This is a genomic window from Daejeonella sp. (assembly GCF_044342615.1).
In the GTDB taxonomy this organism is placed as follows: domain Bacteria; phylum Bacteroidota; class Bacteroidia; order Sphingobacteriales; family Sphingobacteriaceae; genus Daejeonella.
In genome coordinates, this window is record NZ_JBIIPN010000065.1 from 1 (window position 1) to 13990 (window position 13990).

Here is a 13990-nt window from a genome sequence, read left to right on the forward strand (position 1 = left end):
GTGGGGAATTTTTAGTATATTCTTTCTCATAATCCATACTTTCAGAACACTAAATGCTTCTCTGCGCTCATCTGCTAACTCTGCGGGAGCTAGCATTTCTCGGCCGCAGAAATACACAAATTTTCGCAGAGTGATTTAAGATTTATAGAATGGAATAATGATTTGTTCTTTGTGAAAAAATGCTATTGAAAAGGCGCAGAGGCGCAAAAAGTTTTTTTTAAAAATCTGAAATAGAATAAATTAGATCGAATCAGGAGACTCTCAATATTTGTTAATCCGTGGAGATCGTTACGGTGAAATCTATGGACGGTGGGAGTTGGAATAACATGTTTGACACACGATTAACATTAAAATATTTATTCGTTTTGAATAGTTCTTTTAGTTTTGAATTTTGAACATCTAAAAGTTTTCGTACACAAAGTCAATACTGGCGAAATAAGTTTGTTTGTTTAAATGTGGAATCAAGAGACCACAAAAAAACGGGGCGTCATCCGAAAAGCCAAATGAGTAGGACAAAATTTTATGAAAAATATTTTAAAACTTACAATTTTTATTTTAATCCCAATAAGTGCGTGTGAAAAAAACAATAGTTCAAATTCATCCGCAAATGAAAAAACTGTAATCACTAAAGAAAAAACTGGAGTCACAGTTGCTGGAGGAAATGGCGCAGGTTCTGCTGCTAATCAATTAAGTGAACCTGCTGACGTGTTTGTAGACATTTCAGGAAACATTTTCGTTGCAGATGCTGGAAATCATCGTATACAAAAATGGGTGCCAGGCGCAACAAGTGGAACCACTGTCGCTGGTGGGAACGGAAGAGGTTATGGTTTGAATCAGTTAAATAATCCACAAGGAATATTTGTTGATAAAAATGGTACAATTTACATTGCAGATAGCGGGAATCATCGTATACAGAAATGGACTGCGGGAGCCACAAGTGGAATCATGGTTGCTGGCCGCATGTCGCCGACGGGACCTTTAAATGGTACTAACAATGATCAGTTTAGCACGCCTTCAGCTGTATTTGTGGATGCTTCAGATAATATTTATGTGGCTGATGAAGGTAATAGTCGAATACAAAAATGGGTGCCAGGTGCTACAACAGGATCGACAGTAGCTGGTATGGCACCAACATTAAACAACCCTCACCCAGGTGATGCAGCCAATCAATTAAAATGGCCAAAAGATGTATATGTAGACTCGAATGGCACAATCTTCATATCAGATTATCAAAATTGCCGTATTCAAAAATGGACTCAAGGATCTACAACTGGAGTTACTATCGCAGGTCAAAATAAACCTGGCAATGCTGCTGATTTTCTAGCCGGTCCGACAAATCTGGTTTTTGATTCTTCAGGAAATATGTTTATTGCGGACTTTGGAAATCATAGAATCCAGAAATGGGCACCGAATGCAAGTAGTGGAACTACCGTTGCTGGTGGAACCGTAGAGGGTTCTAGTTCTAACCTACTAAGTAATCCACAAGGGGTATTTGTTGACCAAGCGGGAAATATTTACATAGCCGATAAGAACAATCGTCGCATCCAAAAATGGGAAAAATAAAAAACACCCCTGTAGAGTTAAACGTAGCTCTACGGATTAGCAAATAAAGAGGTTCTCCAGACTCCTCTGATCTACAATTTAAAGATTAAGCAAAACGCATTTAGTGTTTTGATTTGGAAATGTGGGGAATTTTTAGTATATTCTTTCTCATAATCCATACTTTCAGAACACTAAATGCTTCTCTGCGCTCATCTGCTAACTCTGCGGGAGCTAGCATTTCTCGGCCGCAGAAATACACAAATTTTCGCAGATTGATTTAAGATTTATAGAATGGAATAATGATTTGTTCTTTGTGAAAGAATGCTATTGAAAAGGCATTCCTGTCTGTAGAGTTAAGCGCAGCGTCTCTACGGATTGTTCAATGTTAGGAGTCTTATGACTCCTCTACAATTAAAAAAATATATAAATTCCAAGTCAATAAACTGACCAAACTTCTGAAAAACACCTAAAAAAAGCACAAAAAAAATCCCGAAATTTCTTTCGGGATTCGTGGGAGATACTGGGTTCGAACCAGTGACCCCCTGCTTGTAAGGCAGGTGATAATCAATGTTTTTGGATGTATAGAAACACTTTTTTAGTTTATGTGCAAACTATTTGCAAACCATGACCTGGTTTAAGAATAAAGAATTGATTGAAAATTTATAAAACACCATCATCTATAAAGCTGTAATAGCCTTCACTAGAGATTATGATATGATCTAATAGTTCAATATCCATTAATTTAGCAGATTGCTTAATTTTCTTTGTTAATCCAATATCAGCTTCAGATGGTTTAAGATTTCCTGATGGATGATTATGAGCTAATATAAGCCCTGAGGCGAGAGTTTTTAATGCTACAGATAAGATTAGTCTAACATCTGCAACAGTGCCTGTAAGGCCTCCTTTTGAGAGCTGATAAGAGCCTAGCACTTTATTAGCTCTGTTTAAATAGAGCACAACAAATTGTTCTTGCAAGCATATAGTTTCTTGTGGGAATAATTTCTTAAGGATGTCGAATGCCGCATTTGAGCTATTAACTATTTTTGAGCCAGCTAAACCTGGTTTATAGCTCACATGTATTTCTGATAATGTTTCTGTTGTCATGGGGTTTAAATAAAAAAACCCAGTGCTGGTGGGCATGGGCTTGATTGAATTAAGAATAAAATTTGATTTAAAAGCTAAGATAAATGGACAATTTAATTAGAAAATTAGAATTCTATGTTCTTTTGTACATAAATAGTTGTAAGGATATTTAAAAGATCCTAACAGCACGAACATGGGGTTTGTAGTTCTTGCTAAAATAATTCTGACTTCCATTGGTAAAATCCAGGTACCATGCATTGCTAGTACCGTTCTCGGTAGAACTCCAATAGTTATTTCCCTCAAAATCACCTCTTTTCATGTATACATTAGTAAATATCATTTTGAGTTCATCTTTGTCAGGTAAACGCCAGCCTGTAAATCCAGCTTCCGAGTGTGCTTCACAAAGCATTTTAGCATCATCCCAATTTGCTTCACCTAAATCATTAAGAGAACAAACTAAACCATGTTCTCCATTTTGGTCAGTATAGACTATAATACCTCCCTCTGCTATCTCTCCTGTGCGTGATGCATTCACTGAAATATGTTTTTCTTTAATATCTGAATCATCACTAATTGATTCTACCATGGCTAAATTATTTCCCGCATCATAAAGATTAACTAAAATGATGATATTCAATATTAAACTAGATAATACCAACAAAGCGTAGCCGACTTTGATCATCTCTACTTCAGCCGAATCACCATTAGCAGCTAAAACTAAAAAACCTGATATGAAAAAACATACAAGCATTATCAGGATCGCTTTTACGATAACTTTTAATGATTTGCCAGCATTTTTTATTTTTTCAAAGTTTGCATTGGTAGGATTTCCTCTTTCTGATTCTATTAACTCTCTATTCTTACTATCATTTGTATCAAGAATATCTTCAATGTTCTGTTTTGACATAATTAATTTTGCTTTCTGTATAGGTTAATCAAAAAGAGCGATAGCGTTAATGATGGTACTAACATCAGTATATAAAAATTTCTTGTATCTAAAGGTATCCCATAAATCTCAGTCGTAGAATGGGATGGGGTTTTTAGAATGTTATCTATTCTGACAAGTATTTCTATGATAGTTCCCAAAAAAGCAATTAATGTCCAATATTTTAATTTCATATTTTTAATTATTTATATATAACGAAAATAAATGTTTATTTCAAGACTTCAAACATTTCAAATGTTTTATTAGGCTTTTCTAATTACCAATATCAATCGCTATCTAAATAAAGTAGTGAATTTAGAAGCGATAACCTCAATGTTTTTATATTCCTGGAAAGCCTTAGTTATAAATTCGAGATAATTTTTTTGAGCATAAGGACTAATAATTACTTTTACATTCAAATTTTGTTCAGCGTTCTTTAAAAATCTACATTTTAAATCCTTTAAACCAACGGGTTGATTGCCTTTATAATTCTGGCGGAACAAAAAGCGTAACTCTTTCTCGTGTTCAAAAGCTTTATCTTTAAATCTTCCGATATAAAGATTTGATTTGACTGTTTTTTTAACTAAGTCAACATATTCAAGTTTGCCAAAATGAAAACTAGAAATTTCAACTTTTTCAGCATTACTATCTTTATTATTAAAACCTTCATCAAGATTTTTCGAACTAAACAAAAAGTTGCCTGGCGCAAATACATTTTCTAATAAATTATCAAGATTTAATTGAATAGCCAAACAATTCTTATCTCTTCCGTAAATATCCCACATGTACAATTTTTCATCCCCAAAATGCCAACAGGATGCGTAGAGAATTTCTCTACGAATGTAATGAGGGATTTCTTGTCCATTTATTTCTTTTTCATTACCTAATAAAGTTGCTTGTTTTAAACTTTTACCTTCTGTATGGTCAGGAAATATTGATAAAGGTGAAAAATGCAATTGATGATTCAACACAAAATCAAGAACATTATCCAGTTGCGTAAAACGAGTAATTTCCCCAGATACCTTATCATGTTTTTTAAATTTTTTAAGTATTTCTTTCTTCATATTTTGAAAATCAGAATGACCTAACTGCTCTAACAAAATATTTTCCATTTTTTTTTGTGTAGCCGCACTCAGGTTTTTTAAACCCTTCTAGCCATGCATAAGAATCTTTATTCTCAGTTGAACTCCAGTAATAATGCCCATTAAACTCAATAATATCTGTCTTGTTGCATAACATTTTATGAATCAGTTGGATTTCATCTTTATTAGGTAAACGCCAATCTGAAAACCCACCTCCTTCATATTCTTCACACATCTTAAAAGCATTGACCCAATTTGCCGTACCCAAATCATCATAAGAACAAATTAAACCATGTTGGTTGTTCTCATCTGTATACACAATAATGCCTCCATCAGCAAATTCCCCCGTACGAGATTTATTGACGTTTAATTTTGAAAGTAGCTCATCAGCATTTATTGTATAATTTTCTTGAATCGTTTCGACATTTATTAAATTATCTCCAGCTCTGTAAAGATTATATAGAATAAAAATATGAACAGTCAAACTAATGATTCCAGCAATAATGGATGTGCTTTTTATTGTTTCAGGATCTCTTGAATCACTAAGAACAATCAATAAAAGGACAATCAAACTCAATAGTATTAATACTGCATGAAATATAGACTTAATTGCTCTTCCTGCATCTACAATTTTATTTACATCGATATTACTTTTTTTTGACATTTTGCTATTTATTAAAAATTAATCATTGGATAACCTATTTTTCTGTGAAAAAAAATTCAATTATCAATCAATATCTGAAATTTGAACATCTAAAACAGTACAATTGCAATCCGTCTTTACAGTAGCATTAAAAGTAACTCCTCTTTGAGGGTCTAAGGCAGTAATTTTAAAGATACCTTCACCCTCATAGGATTCATTTAAGATTGTTTTATTTGTGTTTGTGAAGTTATTTCTAACGTCACTAATACAATTTTGATCTCCTATACATTCAGTTTTTTGAGTTTCATTTGATGAATTATTTTCCGAAGTATTACCTTCTGATGTATTATTGCCACACGATATTAAAAATAGTGATACAATTGAAAGCGTAAATAATAGGTTATTATTTTGTTGCATATATTTTATTAACATTTTTTTCTTTCTAGATTTTCTTTTCACAGTTTATTAAACTATTAATCAACCAAAAGCCGATTTTAGCTGAATAATAAATTAAATTTCTTGATGTTTAATAAATAAAGTAAATGTATTTTATTTTTTCACTTATTCCTAAACATATTGCGTTATCTACGTTATTTCACATAAAATCACTCATTTTATCCATGTTTTGCGAGTTAGTTTGTTCCTGAGGATGGTTGTTGATCAACTCCACCATCATCTGATTTTTTACAGCCAATAAGGGTAATAGAAAGTAAAATAAAATGTAAAATTTTCATAATTGTTACTTATTCAGTGATTTGATTTTGTATTGTGATATTAAATTTTAACATGGTATAAGAACTTAAAAAATGTGTCTCTTAAACATCACATTTAATTGGGCAAAGTGATCTGAGTTTCTTGAAAATTTGGTTAGAGATTTAATTCAATTAGAAAAGTATTATAACAATTGGACTCTTTAGATAACACTTATGGCTATAAATGTATTAATTGAGCCTAAATTATAAATCTTTGATTTGAGGAAATTAATTCTTGAATTTAATAACATCACCTGTGTCAGTTCCTCCATATACTAATTTTAAAACAATTGCCTTGGAGTTAACAATTTCCTTCTTACAGGTCACAATTAGCTTGTCTCTCAAGTCACTGTATTGGAAAATATTTGATTTCCCTTTATCTAAGACACTACCTATATATTCATATTCATTTAAAGGTTCACTATCTACAAAAACATTAACACCTTGATATTGATTTACTTTTGAATGGCTATTATTAGCTGATTTTTCTTTAAATTTAATAATTAGCGCTTTGTCATTTCCACCATTTACTAATGAAAAAACTAAGCCATCTGCAGTGTAGTTAACTCTTCTTGCAGCATTTATTAAAAAGTCTCTGATTGGCTGGTACTGTCCTTTTGACCTATTTATTTCAGAGTCATTGTGACTTTCTGTTGTTACTTCCCCCACGACTTCATAATCAGAAATTGGTTGAGAATCTGTAAAAATGTAAAATCCTTGAATCTTGTTTACAATTGCAATATTGTTTTGGCCAAATCCTTGAAAATAAGTTAGGATTATAAAAAAGGCTAAAAGATTTTTTTTGAGCATAGTATATAGCGATTTTACCAAAAAAACACTTCAAGAAAGACTCTCGAAGTGTTTTTTAATAATTAATTGTTAAATTCCAAAAAATAATAAAAGGAGGATTATCCAAGCTCCAAAACCCTTCCATGAAGAACTTCTCATTGCTGAATCAGTACTAAATATATAAACAAGGCCTACACCAATTATACCTAGCAAAAATCCAATAATAAAGCCACCTAAATCAAAGTTTCCACTACCATTAGAAACTGCGGCCTTTAAATCTACTTTTTTATCTAAATCCAAAGATTCATTTTTGCTTAATTCTTTCTTCATATAAGAAAAAGCAAGTTTATCCTTAAAGGATAATTTTTCTCCAGTGATTTCAGTATATTGTTTAGGGGATAGCTTTAAGATCTCTCTTAATGTGATGCCATCTTTGGGTTCACTAGGAGCAACTTTGTCACTTTTAATTGGAGGAATTGCAGAAGTTAACAAGATTACTGCAAGAAGGAATAATGGAATTCTTAATAAATTTTTCATTTGTTTTTTTGTTTAGTTAAAAAATTGATTTGTTTGTAAAAAGTTTATTTAATTGTTTTTAAAATGTAAAAGCTATTTCATCTTCTTTAGAATTATTTTAATCGATGAGGTGTTCTGCAAATCAGAGTTAAAATTTGCCATAATTTCAGAGCTTTTTGACTTTACCTTTAATACACCAGTATTAGGGGGGATACTTCCTAGATTTTCGGCATAAAATTTTAATACATGTATATTTGTTTTGCTATTATTAATTCTATAGATGATTGGTTTTTTAGTAAGTGTTACCTTATTGTATATAACAACATCATTATCAATCAATGTGATAATATCACCATCAATAGTCATATTGTCATAAATGATCAATTCAGCTTCATTTTCATCAAGTTCAATTACTTTTAAAATATTTACGACCCTTTGATTCAAATTAGGAGTTATAGAATCTTTTTTTAATTTTTCTGCTGATTGTAGATTCAATTTGTTCTCAACGTTATCTACTATTTGCTGAGGTGGAGATAATGCTATTTTTGGCAATACTTTATTTGTCTCAATAGTGGCTCTAGCTTTTTTTGAAATATTTAATTTAATAAGGCTTACTAGACCAGATAAACAATTGGCATTATTTTTTATTGGCTCATAACTACCAATTAATTTATTATCAGATATTGAAAGGTCCAATTTAAGTAAACAAAGCTCTTGTCTATTTGAGTAGTTAGTTTTAATTATTTCTGTTTCGCTTACAATGTATTTGTTTCCTTGTTTAGTAACAATGACACGAGTTTCACAATAGAAATTTGAGTTTTTCGAAACTGATGTGCCTGTAATAATACCTGAATTTTGCTTTTCAAGCTTTAATTTATATTCAAATTCACCCGAACTATCCTTTATTTTACCATTCCATTCACCAACCAAATCTGATTTGTTTTGACCAAATAGATTTACTGAGATAAGATATGCACACACAAATAATACTTTTTTAATTACATTCATTATTTATCCTTTTATTCACGCTGAAATTGCTAAAAAAGCACTTTTGTGCTTCGGAAGTTAATGTCAGTACAATTTTTTGATCTTCGTTTCTTAAACCTATATTTTTTCTCTAATACCTTAAAAAATCGTGTTATTCGTGTGAGATAGCAGATTATAACGCATTATTATGCTTAGGCATTTAATTAATTCGCAAATAACTATTTAACTCAAAGTTGATTCAATTCAATGACAATAACTTACGGGAACCCGTAAAACGAAATATTTGTTTAAAAAATTTATTAAACGGCTTTAGAAAGTTCTAAATCAAGACATTTTTATTGTCTACTGAATAATAATCTGAAAATTATAATACGGTATCCATTGATTCAACACTCGATACATAATTTTATGCTCCTTATGCTGAGCCACCGCTTCTACATATACAATTGTTCCTTCTTTAATGATTCCAATGGCTTGGGTTGCTTTCACTTGAAAAGGAACATGTAATTGTCGTAAAACACCCCTTCTTGTTATCAGAAGGAGTGTTCTTTCATCATAAAATGATAGTTTTCTATTCATAATTTAGTTTAAAAACCAATTGGTTTGCTTGTTTTCTAGCCCATATTGGAGCTGTTTAATGAATTCATGTGCATTTACTGATCTATCCAAGAAACTATCAATGTAGGAGCTCTTATTAGCCCCAGTGAAGAGATTGTACAATTGCCACAGGCTCAATGTTCCATAGCTATCAGAACCAAAATTCTGATCCCAGTAATAATCTTTTACCACAGAGCCAATTTGTGTATCCGTTAATGAAAGGCTTTCAGGGAAAATTTGATCTTTTAGTGCTCTAGGAATATGCTGATACATTCTACATCTGCCTATAAGGAGAGCAAATTGCTGTTCCGTTAGACTATAATTTGTAAACCTCTTGAGTTGACTTAAATGTTCAGCGGCTGCATAGCTTTGAAATAGGTAATCCATAGATGCTCTAAGCTGATTTAGGTTCTTAATCTTTAGGTCACCTATATAACCATCTGTTGAAATGCACATATTGGTACAAACCTTATTTTGGAATCCAATGAACACTTTGAAATGCTGATCAGATCCACTGGTAGAATTCAGATTTTCCAGATTATAAGCTTTCACACCACCAACGGTAAGCGATAGTCTATTTCCATTGATATCTTCTTGTATAGATGGAATTTCAATAGTGAAAGCCATACGTTCATAATAGATAGTTTTCTCATATTCCTCTAGTTCTGAAGCACTTTTGTTCTTAGCTTCTGGAATTCTACCCTTGATTGGATGGGATAATCTTATTTGAGGAGCAAGAATCCGTTCATTTCTAAATAGGTCTGATATTAAGTCTACCGTAGTATCAATAAAATCTACTTGTGATATAGCTGCTTCATTATCTTTCACAAATACGGGAATGTGATGAAGTCTCCTGATTTCTTCTAGAGAACAGGATAATGAATTTGCTGTAATAAATGCTGAATTAGGTTGTTCTGTGAGTATTTCTTCAACAGGATCTAATCTTATGAGTGTATTTTCCATTAATAATTTGTTAATTGTTGTTTTCGTTGTTCAAACTTGGGTTTAAGGCTTTCTTGAAATGATGGATGCTGTTTGTATAGATCATACAAATCTTTGATGTTAGATACTTGTTTAATCTGCTCTACAATCACTTCTTCTGAAAGACCCGTATTACACCATTCAGCAATAAGTTCTCCTGTAGAAGAGCTAAGCTTCTGTTCAGGCTTACCTTGAAATAATCCTGTTCTATCTTTTGAGGTGCTAGCATTGTTTTTAATGTCTAAATCAAAGACCAATGTGCACTCATATTCAATACCATCACGCTGAATGGATTTCAATCCAACCTTTTCTGGGACTTGTTTACCATTCTTATCTGTCAGGACATAATCTTGTTTAGTCCTACAGGTGAGAATGAGATGGGCGGGTGATTGCATGATTGCCTGAATAAAGGCTGAATGGCGTGGTGTAATTTTACTCCATGCTGTAAAGGAATTACCTGGTAAATTGGAATGATAGTCTAGTAGGTATTCCCATTCTTGACTAATACTATCAATGATAATCACTTCTGCTCCAGATTTTTCACAAAGCTTAATTGCTTCAATATATCTTTCAGGAGTGAATGGAGCAGTCAAAGGACAGACATAATAAGGTCCCAGGTGGGAATACAGATCAGCTGAATGATTTTCTGTATCTATTACAGCTATTTTAGACCAATCCTTAGTGATGCCGTAGGCTAATAAAAGGGCTGAATAGGTTTTTCCAGATCCACTAGGACCCATTAATGCCATTTTCATTTTGGCATTTCTGCGTTGTGCTATTTGTAAATTCATATATGTACGGATTTAAGTGAAAAAACAAAAGAAGGAGTGCCCATTCAAGGGCTATATCTCCGTCTTTCCCCCTTATGAGAGAATATTGCTAAGCATGAAAGGGGAACATACTAAGCAATGTATTTAGGCTAGCTCAAGATCTGTTACACGTGTATTACCTACTGCCACTTCATTTTCAGAAGCTTGATATGCGTAAGTGTAGTTCAGCATCATGATTTCGCCAGAACGTTTGTTCAGAAATTCATAAGCGTCACATTCGATTTTTACGATTTGACCAGGAAGTTGAGAACCAATGAATTGTTTAGCAGTGTCCTCATCAAATGTGGAGGGAACACTGCATTTACGCATTGTTGCATAGAATTTGTCAGTTGTGTTAGATTTAATTAGCTCAAGACCACCTACAAGCTCAAGTGCTACGAACTGAGTACCATCCTTGCGATTACGCAGGACATAATTGTTTACTGTTACCATTTTAATAATGATTATAAGGGTGAAAAATTTGATTAATGAGCCTCCTGTGATAGCACCTAGGGGGGTATATCGAGGTCTCGAATTGTAGGTGGGGTTTTGAGAGGGATTAGACTTCTCTTTTTTACCTATAATCAATTTGATTATTCTGAAATTTTAATGGGGGGGTATCTAATTAAAAAAATTAGAGGATAGTGGGCATTTTATTAAAGCCTGATTTTTGAAAAAAAATTAGATTTAATGCCATATTATTATTTATGAGAGTGAGGTAATGAAATTTGTGATAAGTAGGGTAAATTGTTGGAAGGCATAGTTATACCGTTCCCTTACATAAAGAAAATTAATCCCAATATTCTTTACCTAGTTTTACTTTTAAGCCTGTAAGCTTAAGCACCTCCTCTTCAATTACGGATGCAACATAATCTTCATTACCTATAGTAGTAGCAATGCTATCATGAATCGTGAAAATTGGAAGGTTGGGTTTCTCTTCTGCAATGCGTTTAGCTGCATAATGAATTACGATGGTGCTCTCAATTCGTTGTAAAATACGAGCTAATAATCTGTGATTTTTAACTTTGATTAATCTGAATAGTTCATAAACTTCAGGAAAATTGCGTTTAAAGTCTCTCTTAGGTCGTGCTCCAGGCTGACCCATAAACCTGTTGCTTGAAAAGAATACGGTATAAACCATTTCTTTAACCTTTTTCTTATCAAAAACTTCATTTGGGTACAATAAACCTGATACTTTTTCATAGAAGTTACCTGAGTCAACAAAATCTATATATTGCTTAAATACCTTATTATCAATGCTTTCCAAGAGTTCTACTATCATAATAATAGTAATAGAAAAGGAATAAGGATTGGAGGATGATGAAGGATTGGAAGATGTATTATTAATTAATGAAGGTGGAGAAGATTGAAGAGGTGTGTTAAGGATGGAAATAAGTTTGCCTTTTTTATTCCAGAAGTTTTTATCTAGTAATAATGTACTAAATAAGGGCTGAGAATTTTTAATATCTACATTAACAAGCTTCGCTCCATCATAAGTGATGTAGTTTCTTAGTTCTTTTTTAATATTGGTTAGGTTGGTGTGGAATCTTCCTACATTATCATCTAATCCATAATAGAATTCTTGTTTGGCAAACTTATGTATGGAATACATGGCTTTATAGCGTTTATTCCAAATGCCTGATTTTCCTTTCCTTGTTCCTCTAATTGCTCCTTTTTGCTCAGGGAATAGCTTTTCAACTTCTTGTTCTGCTCCCTGGACATCAATTTGAAGCTTTTCATTAAACCATTTAGCTAAATGTGGATAGGATTTGGTAGTTTGTTTAAGCTGCTCTTGTGAGGCTTTATATTCAGCAATTTTATTCCTCCTGATTGTCCAATCTGTGATTTCTATATTCTGCGTGGTGGCTTTATGAGATTTATACAGATTTATCAGAAAGCCAAATGACTTCTTTCCCACGATATATTTCATATCTGTACGCAGGAAGTGATGCTTTAGTAAATGATCTAGATAGAGCTTATAATTATGATTGGCTTTTTGGAGCTCAGCAGCATTGATGTTTACAAACCCACCATTATCATCTAAATCCTGCATTTCCATTGCTCTGGAAATGTAATCAATGATATAATAGAAATGATCAATTTTATATTTAAATTCAGGAGGATGCTTTTTTAAAAAGCCTTCTAAATCAACACTGTCTGGAATTTCCCAATAAACATCTTCTATCATTATATTAAGTCTATTTTAAATTGATTTAACAGAACATTGATGTAAAATAAAAAGAAGTTGTCAGTCTACCAATAGAGTTATAAACTTAGATTTAATCATTTATTACTAGGCAATCATTGCATTTTCCTTGATTTTCTTAATAATGTTGATGACTTGATGAGCATCACCATCATTAAAAATGCCTATTAAGCCTTGGTCGTTCATATCTGTAAATGGTGATTCAAACAGCATGCTTGGTTCTATTACGCCATTCTTGGTAAGATAGGAAATGATGTTTTGTATAAAGGTCATTTGATCAGCCCTTAGATTTCCTCTATTGATAAAATCTGCAAATGCCTCCTGAGCTGCCTTGATATCTAATCCTATGATACTCCTGATAAAGATTCCTAAAGGTTCTTGACCATACTCTTTAATAAAATCTTCACGAGTACCTCTTTCATTGCCATCAAACAATAAATCTTCTAACAATTTAAGCTCTTCAAGTGTAATTGGTAGGTTAGTAGATAATTTAGAAATGGTTAATTGAAATTTATTCTCCCTGATATAGCTTTCCACTCTTTTTCTGTAGGTGTTGCCATAATTAGAAACCAATAAAGGTTCATTTAACTTGAGAGATATTTCTGAATCCTGTATATCAGAGTAAATAATCACTTTTGAGCTGGCTTCTAAATATTGTATCAGCTCCCTTAGTTCTTCTCTTATTTCATCCAATTTCTTTTGAGATATCCCTTTATAGAAACCAGGTCTTTTAATGCTCTCAATCAAAGCTTTAGATCTGAGTACTACAGGGATGGTATATTTTGTGCTAAGCCCTTCTGCGATATCAATTAATGCCTCTTCATATTTTTTCTTTGAAAGAGATATCATTATGGTAGATAATTGAAGCTTGATCATCATCAAATCAAAACGTCTAGCCATTTCATTAACCACCTCTGGAACAGGTAAATCAGAAAGGTGTTCTTCTATTAAATGAACGTCGTTGCTGTCTAAATTATTCCATCTAGCTCTATTTTCAAATTCATTTACATATTTAAGATTCATGCCCACTTGAAAACGCGACTTGTCTAATTGATTAATGGATTGATGTAACAAATCT

General features: G+C 32.4%; 15 protein-coding genes. 1 reads left to right on the top strand and 14 read right to left on the bottom strand.

Annotated features, from left to right (window positions below):
• The first annotated feature begins 522 nt into the window (after nt 1-522).
• Nucleotides 523-1563, top strand: a complete 1041-nt coding sequence (locus tag ACIQ0D_RS07230; protein ID WP_395804170.1) for an NHL repeat-containing protein — start codon at nt 523-525, stop codon at nt 1561-1563.
• 639 nt (nt 1564-2202) lie between these two features.
• On the opposite strand, the gene ACIQ0D_RS07235 is transcribed toward ACIQ0D_RS07230, so the two are convergent.
• The 14 genes from ACIQ0D_RS07235 to ACIQ0D_RS07300 all read right to left on the bottom strand — a co-directional run.
• The gene (locus ACIQ0D_RS07235) at nt 2203-2646 is read right to left on the bottom strand and encodes a RadC family protein (protein ID WP_395804172.1); all 444 of its coding nucleotides are present in this window, start codon (nt 2644-2646) and stop codon (nt 2203-2205) included.
• A 148-nt stretch (nt 2647-2794) separates the two neighbouring features.
• Nucleotides 2795-3532 (bottom strand): DUF1566 domain-containing protein, encoded by a 738-nt coding sequence (locus ACIQ0D_RS07240; RefSeq protein WP_395804174.1) that lies wholly within the window; start codon nt 3530-3532, stop codon nt 2795-2797.
• Between the two features lie 311 nt (nt 3533-3843).
• Complete coding sequence (locus ACIQ0D_RS07245) at nt 3844-4662, bottom strand: DUF2971 domain-containing protein (RefSeq protein WP_395804176.1); 819 nt, start codon at nt 4660-4662, stop codon at nt 3844-3846.
• Nucleotides 4625-5296, bottom strand: coding sequence for a DUF1566 domain-containing protein (locus ACIQ0D_RS07250; RefSeq protein WP_395804178.1), 672 nt, complete (start codon nt 5294-5296; stop codon nt 4625-4627). The genes ACIQ0D_RS07245 and ACIQ0D_RS07250 overlap by 38 nt, the downstream gene beginning before the upstream one ends.
• A gap of 63 nt (nt 5297-5359) precedes the next feature.
• Nucleotides 5360-5734: a hypothetical protein gene (locus ACIQ0D_RS07255; protein ID WP_395804180.1), complete on the bottom strand. Its 375-nt coding sequence runs from the start codon at nt 5732-5734 to the stop codon at nt 5360-5362.
• 521 nt (nt 5735-6255) lie between these two features.
• Nucleotides 6256-6837: a hypothetical protein gene (locus ACIQ0D_RS07260; RefSeq protein ID WP_395804182.1), complete on the bottom strand. Its 582-nt coding sequence runs from the start codon at nt 6835-6837 to the stop codon at nt 6256-6258.
• A gap of 69 nt (nt 6838-6906) precedes the next feature.
• Entirely contained in the window at nt 6907-7353 is a 447-nt protein-coding gene (locus ACIQ0D_RS07265) for a hypothetical protein (RefSeq protein ID WP_395804184.1), read from the bottom strand.
• A gap of 72 nt (nt 7354-7425) precedes the next feature.
• Nucleotides 7426-8340 (bottom strand): hypothetical protein, encoded by a 915-nt coding sequence (locus ACIQ0D_RS07270; protein ID WP_395804186.1) that lies wholly within the window; start codon nt 8338-8340, stop codon nt 7426-7428.
• A gap of 321 nt (nt 8341-8661) precedes the next feature.
• Nucleotides 8662-8898: a hypothetical protein gene (locus ACIQ0D_RS07275; protein ID WP_395804188.1), complete on the bottom strand. Its 237-nt coding sequence runs from the start codon at nt 8896-8898 to the stop codon at nt 8662-8664.
• A 3-nt stretch (nt 8899-8901) separates the two neighbouring features.
• Entirely contained in the window at nt 8902-9879 is a 978-nt protein-coding gene (locus ACIQ0D_RS07280; protein WP_395804190.1) for a DUF3871 family protein, read from the bottom strand.
• Complete coding sequence (locus ACIQ0D_RS07285; protein ID WP_395804192.1) at nt 9879-10688, bottom strand: ATP-binding protein; 810 nt, start codon at nt 10686-10688, stop codon at nt 9879-9881. The genes ACIQ0D_RS07280 and ACIQ0D_RS07285 overlap by 1 nt, the downstream gene beginning before the upstream one ends.
• Nucleotides 10689-10811: 123 nt before the next feature.
• Nucleotides 10812-11036, bottom strand: a complete 225-nt coding sequence (locus ACIQ0D_RS07290; RefSeq protein ID WP_395804194.1) for a hypothetical protein — start codon at nt 11034-11036, stop codon at nt 10812-10814.
• A gap of 460 nt (nt 11037-11496) precedes the next feature.
• Complete coding sequence (locus ACIQ0D_RS07295; protein ID WP_395804196.1) at nt 11497-12894, bottom strand: hypothetical protein; 1398 nt, start codon at nt 12892-12894, stop codon at nt 11497-11499.
• 105 nt (nt 12895-12999) lie between these two features.
• Nucleotides 13000-13990, bottom strand: a 991-nt coding sequence (locus tag ACIQ0D_RS07300; RefSeq protein ID WP_395804198.1) for a type I restriction-modification enzyme R subunit C-terminal domain-containing protein, incomplete at its 5' end; no start/stop codon positions are given.

Bases quoted from the DNA above. Each gene is read 5' to 3' on its own strand.
- ACIQ0D_RS07230 (WP_395804170.1), top strand. From the start codon at position 523: ATGAAAAATATTTTAAAACTTACAATTTTTATTTTAATCCCAATAAGT.
- ACIQ0D_RS07250 (WP_395804178.1), bottom strand. From the start codon at position 5,296: ATGTCAAAAAAAAGTAATATCGATGTAAATAAAATTGTAGATGCAGGA.
- ACIQ0D_RS07245 (WP_395804176.1), bottom strand. From the start codon at position 4,662: ATGGAAAATATTTTGTTAGAGCAGTTAGGTCATTCTGATTTTCAAAAT.
- ACIQ0D_RS07290 (WP_395804194.1), bottom strand. From the start codon at position 11,036: ATGCGTAAATGCAGTGTTCCCTCCACATTTGATGAGGACACTGCTAAA.
- ACIQ0D_RS07270 (WP_395804186.1), bottom strand. From the start codon at position 8,340: ATGAATGTAATTAAAAAAGTATTATTTGTGTGTGCATATCTTATCTCA.
- ACIQ0D_RS07240 (WP_395804174.1), bottom strand. From the start codon at position 3,532: ATGTCAAAACAGAACATTGAAGATATTCTTGATACAAATGATAGTAAG.
- ACIQ0D_RS07280 (WP_395804190.1), bottom strand. From the start codon at position 9,879: ATGGAAAATACACTCATAAGATTAGATCCTGTTGAAGAAATACTCACA.
- ACIQ0D_RS07260 (WP_395804182.1), bottom strand. From the start codon at position 6,837: ATGCTCAAAAAAAATCTTTTAGCCTTTTTTATAATCCTAACTTATTTT.
- ACIQ0D_RS07275 (WP_395804188.1), bottom strand. From the start codon at position 8,898: ATGAATAGAAAACTATCATTTTATGATGAAAGAACACTCCTTCTGATA.
- ACIQ0D_RS07265 (WP_395804184.1), bottom strand. From the start codon at position 7,353: ATGAAAAATTTATTAAGAATTCCATTATTCCTTCTTGCAGTAATCTTG.
- ACIQ0D_RS07295 (WP_395804196.1), bottom strand. From the start codon at position 12,894: ATGATAGAAGATGTTTATTGGGAAATTCCAGACAGTGTTGATTTAGAA.
- ACIQ0D_RS07235 (WP_395804172.1), bottom strand. From the start codon at position 2,646: ATGACAACAGAAACATTATCAGAAATACATGTGAGCTATAAACCAGGT.
- ACIQ0D_RS07285 (WP_395804192.1), bottom strand. From the start codon at position 10,688: ATGAATTTACAAATAGCACAACGCAGAAATGCCAAAATGAAAATGGCA.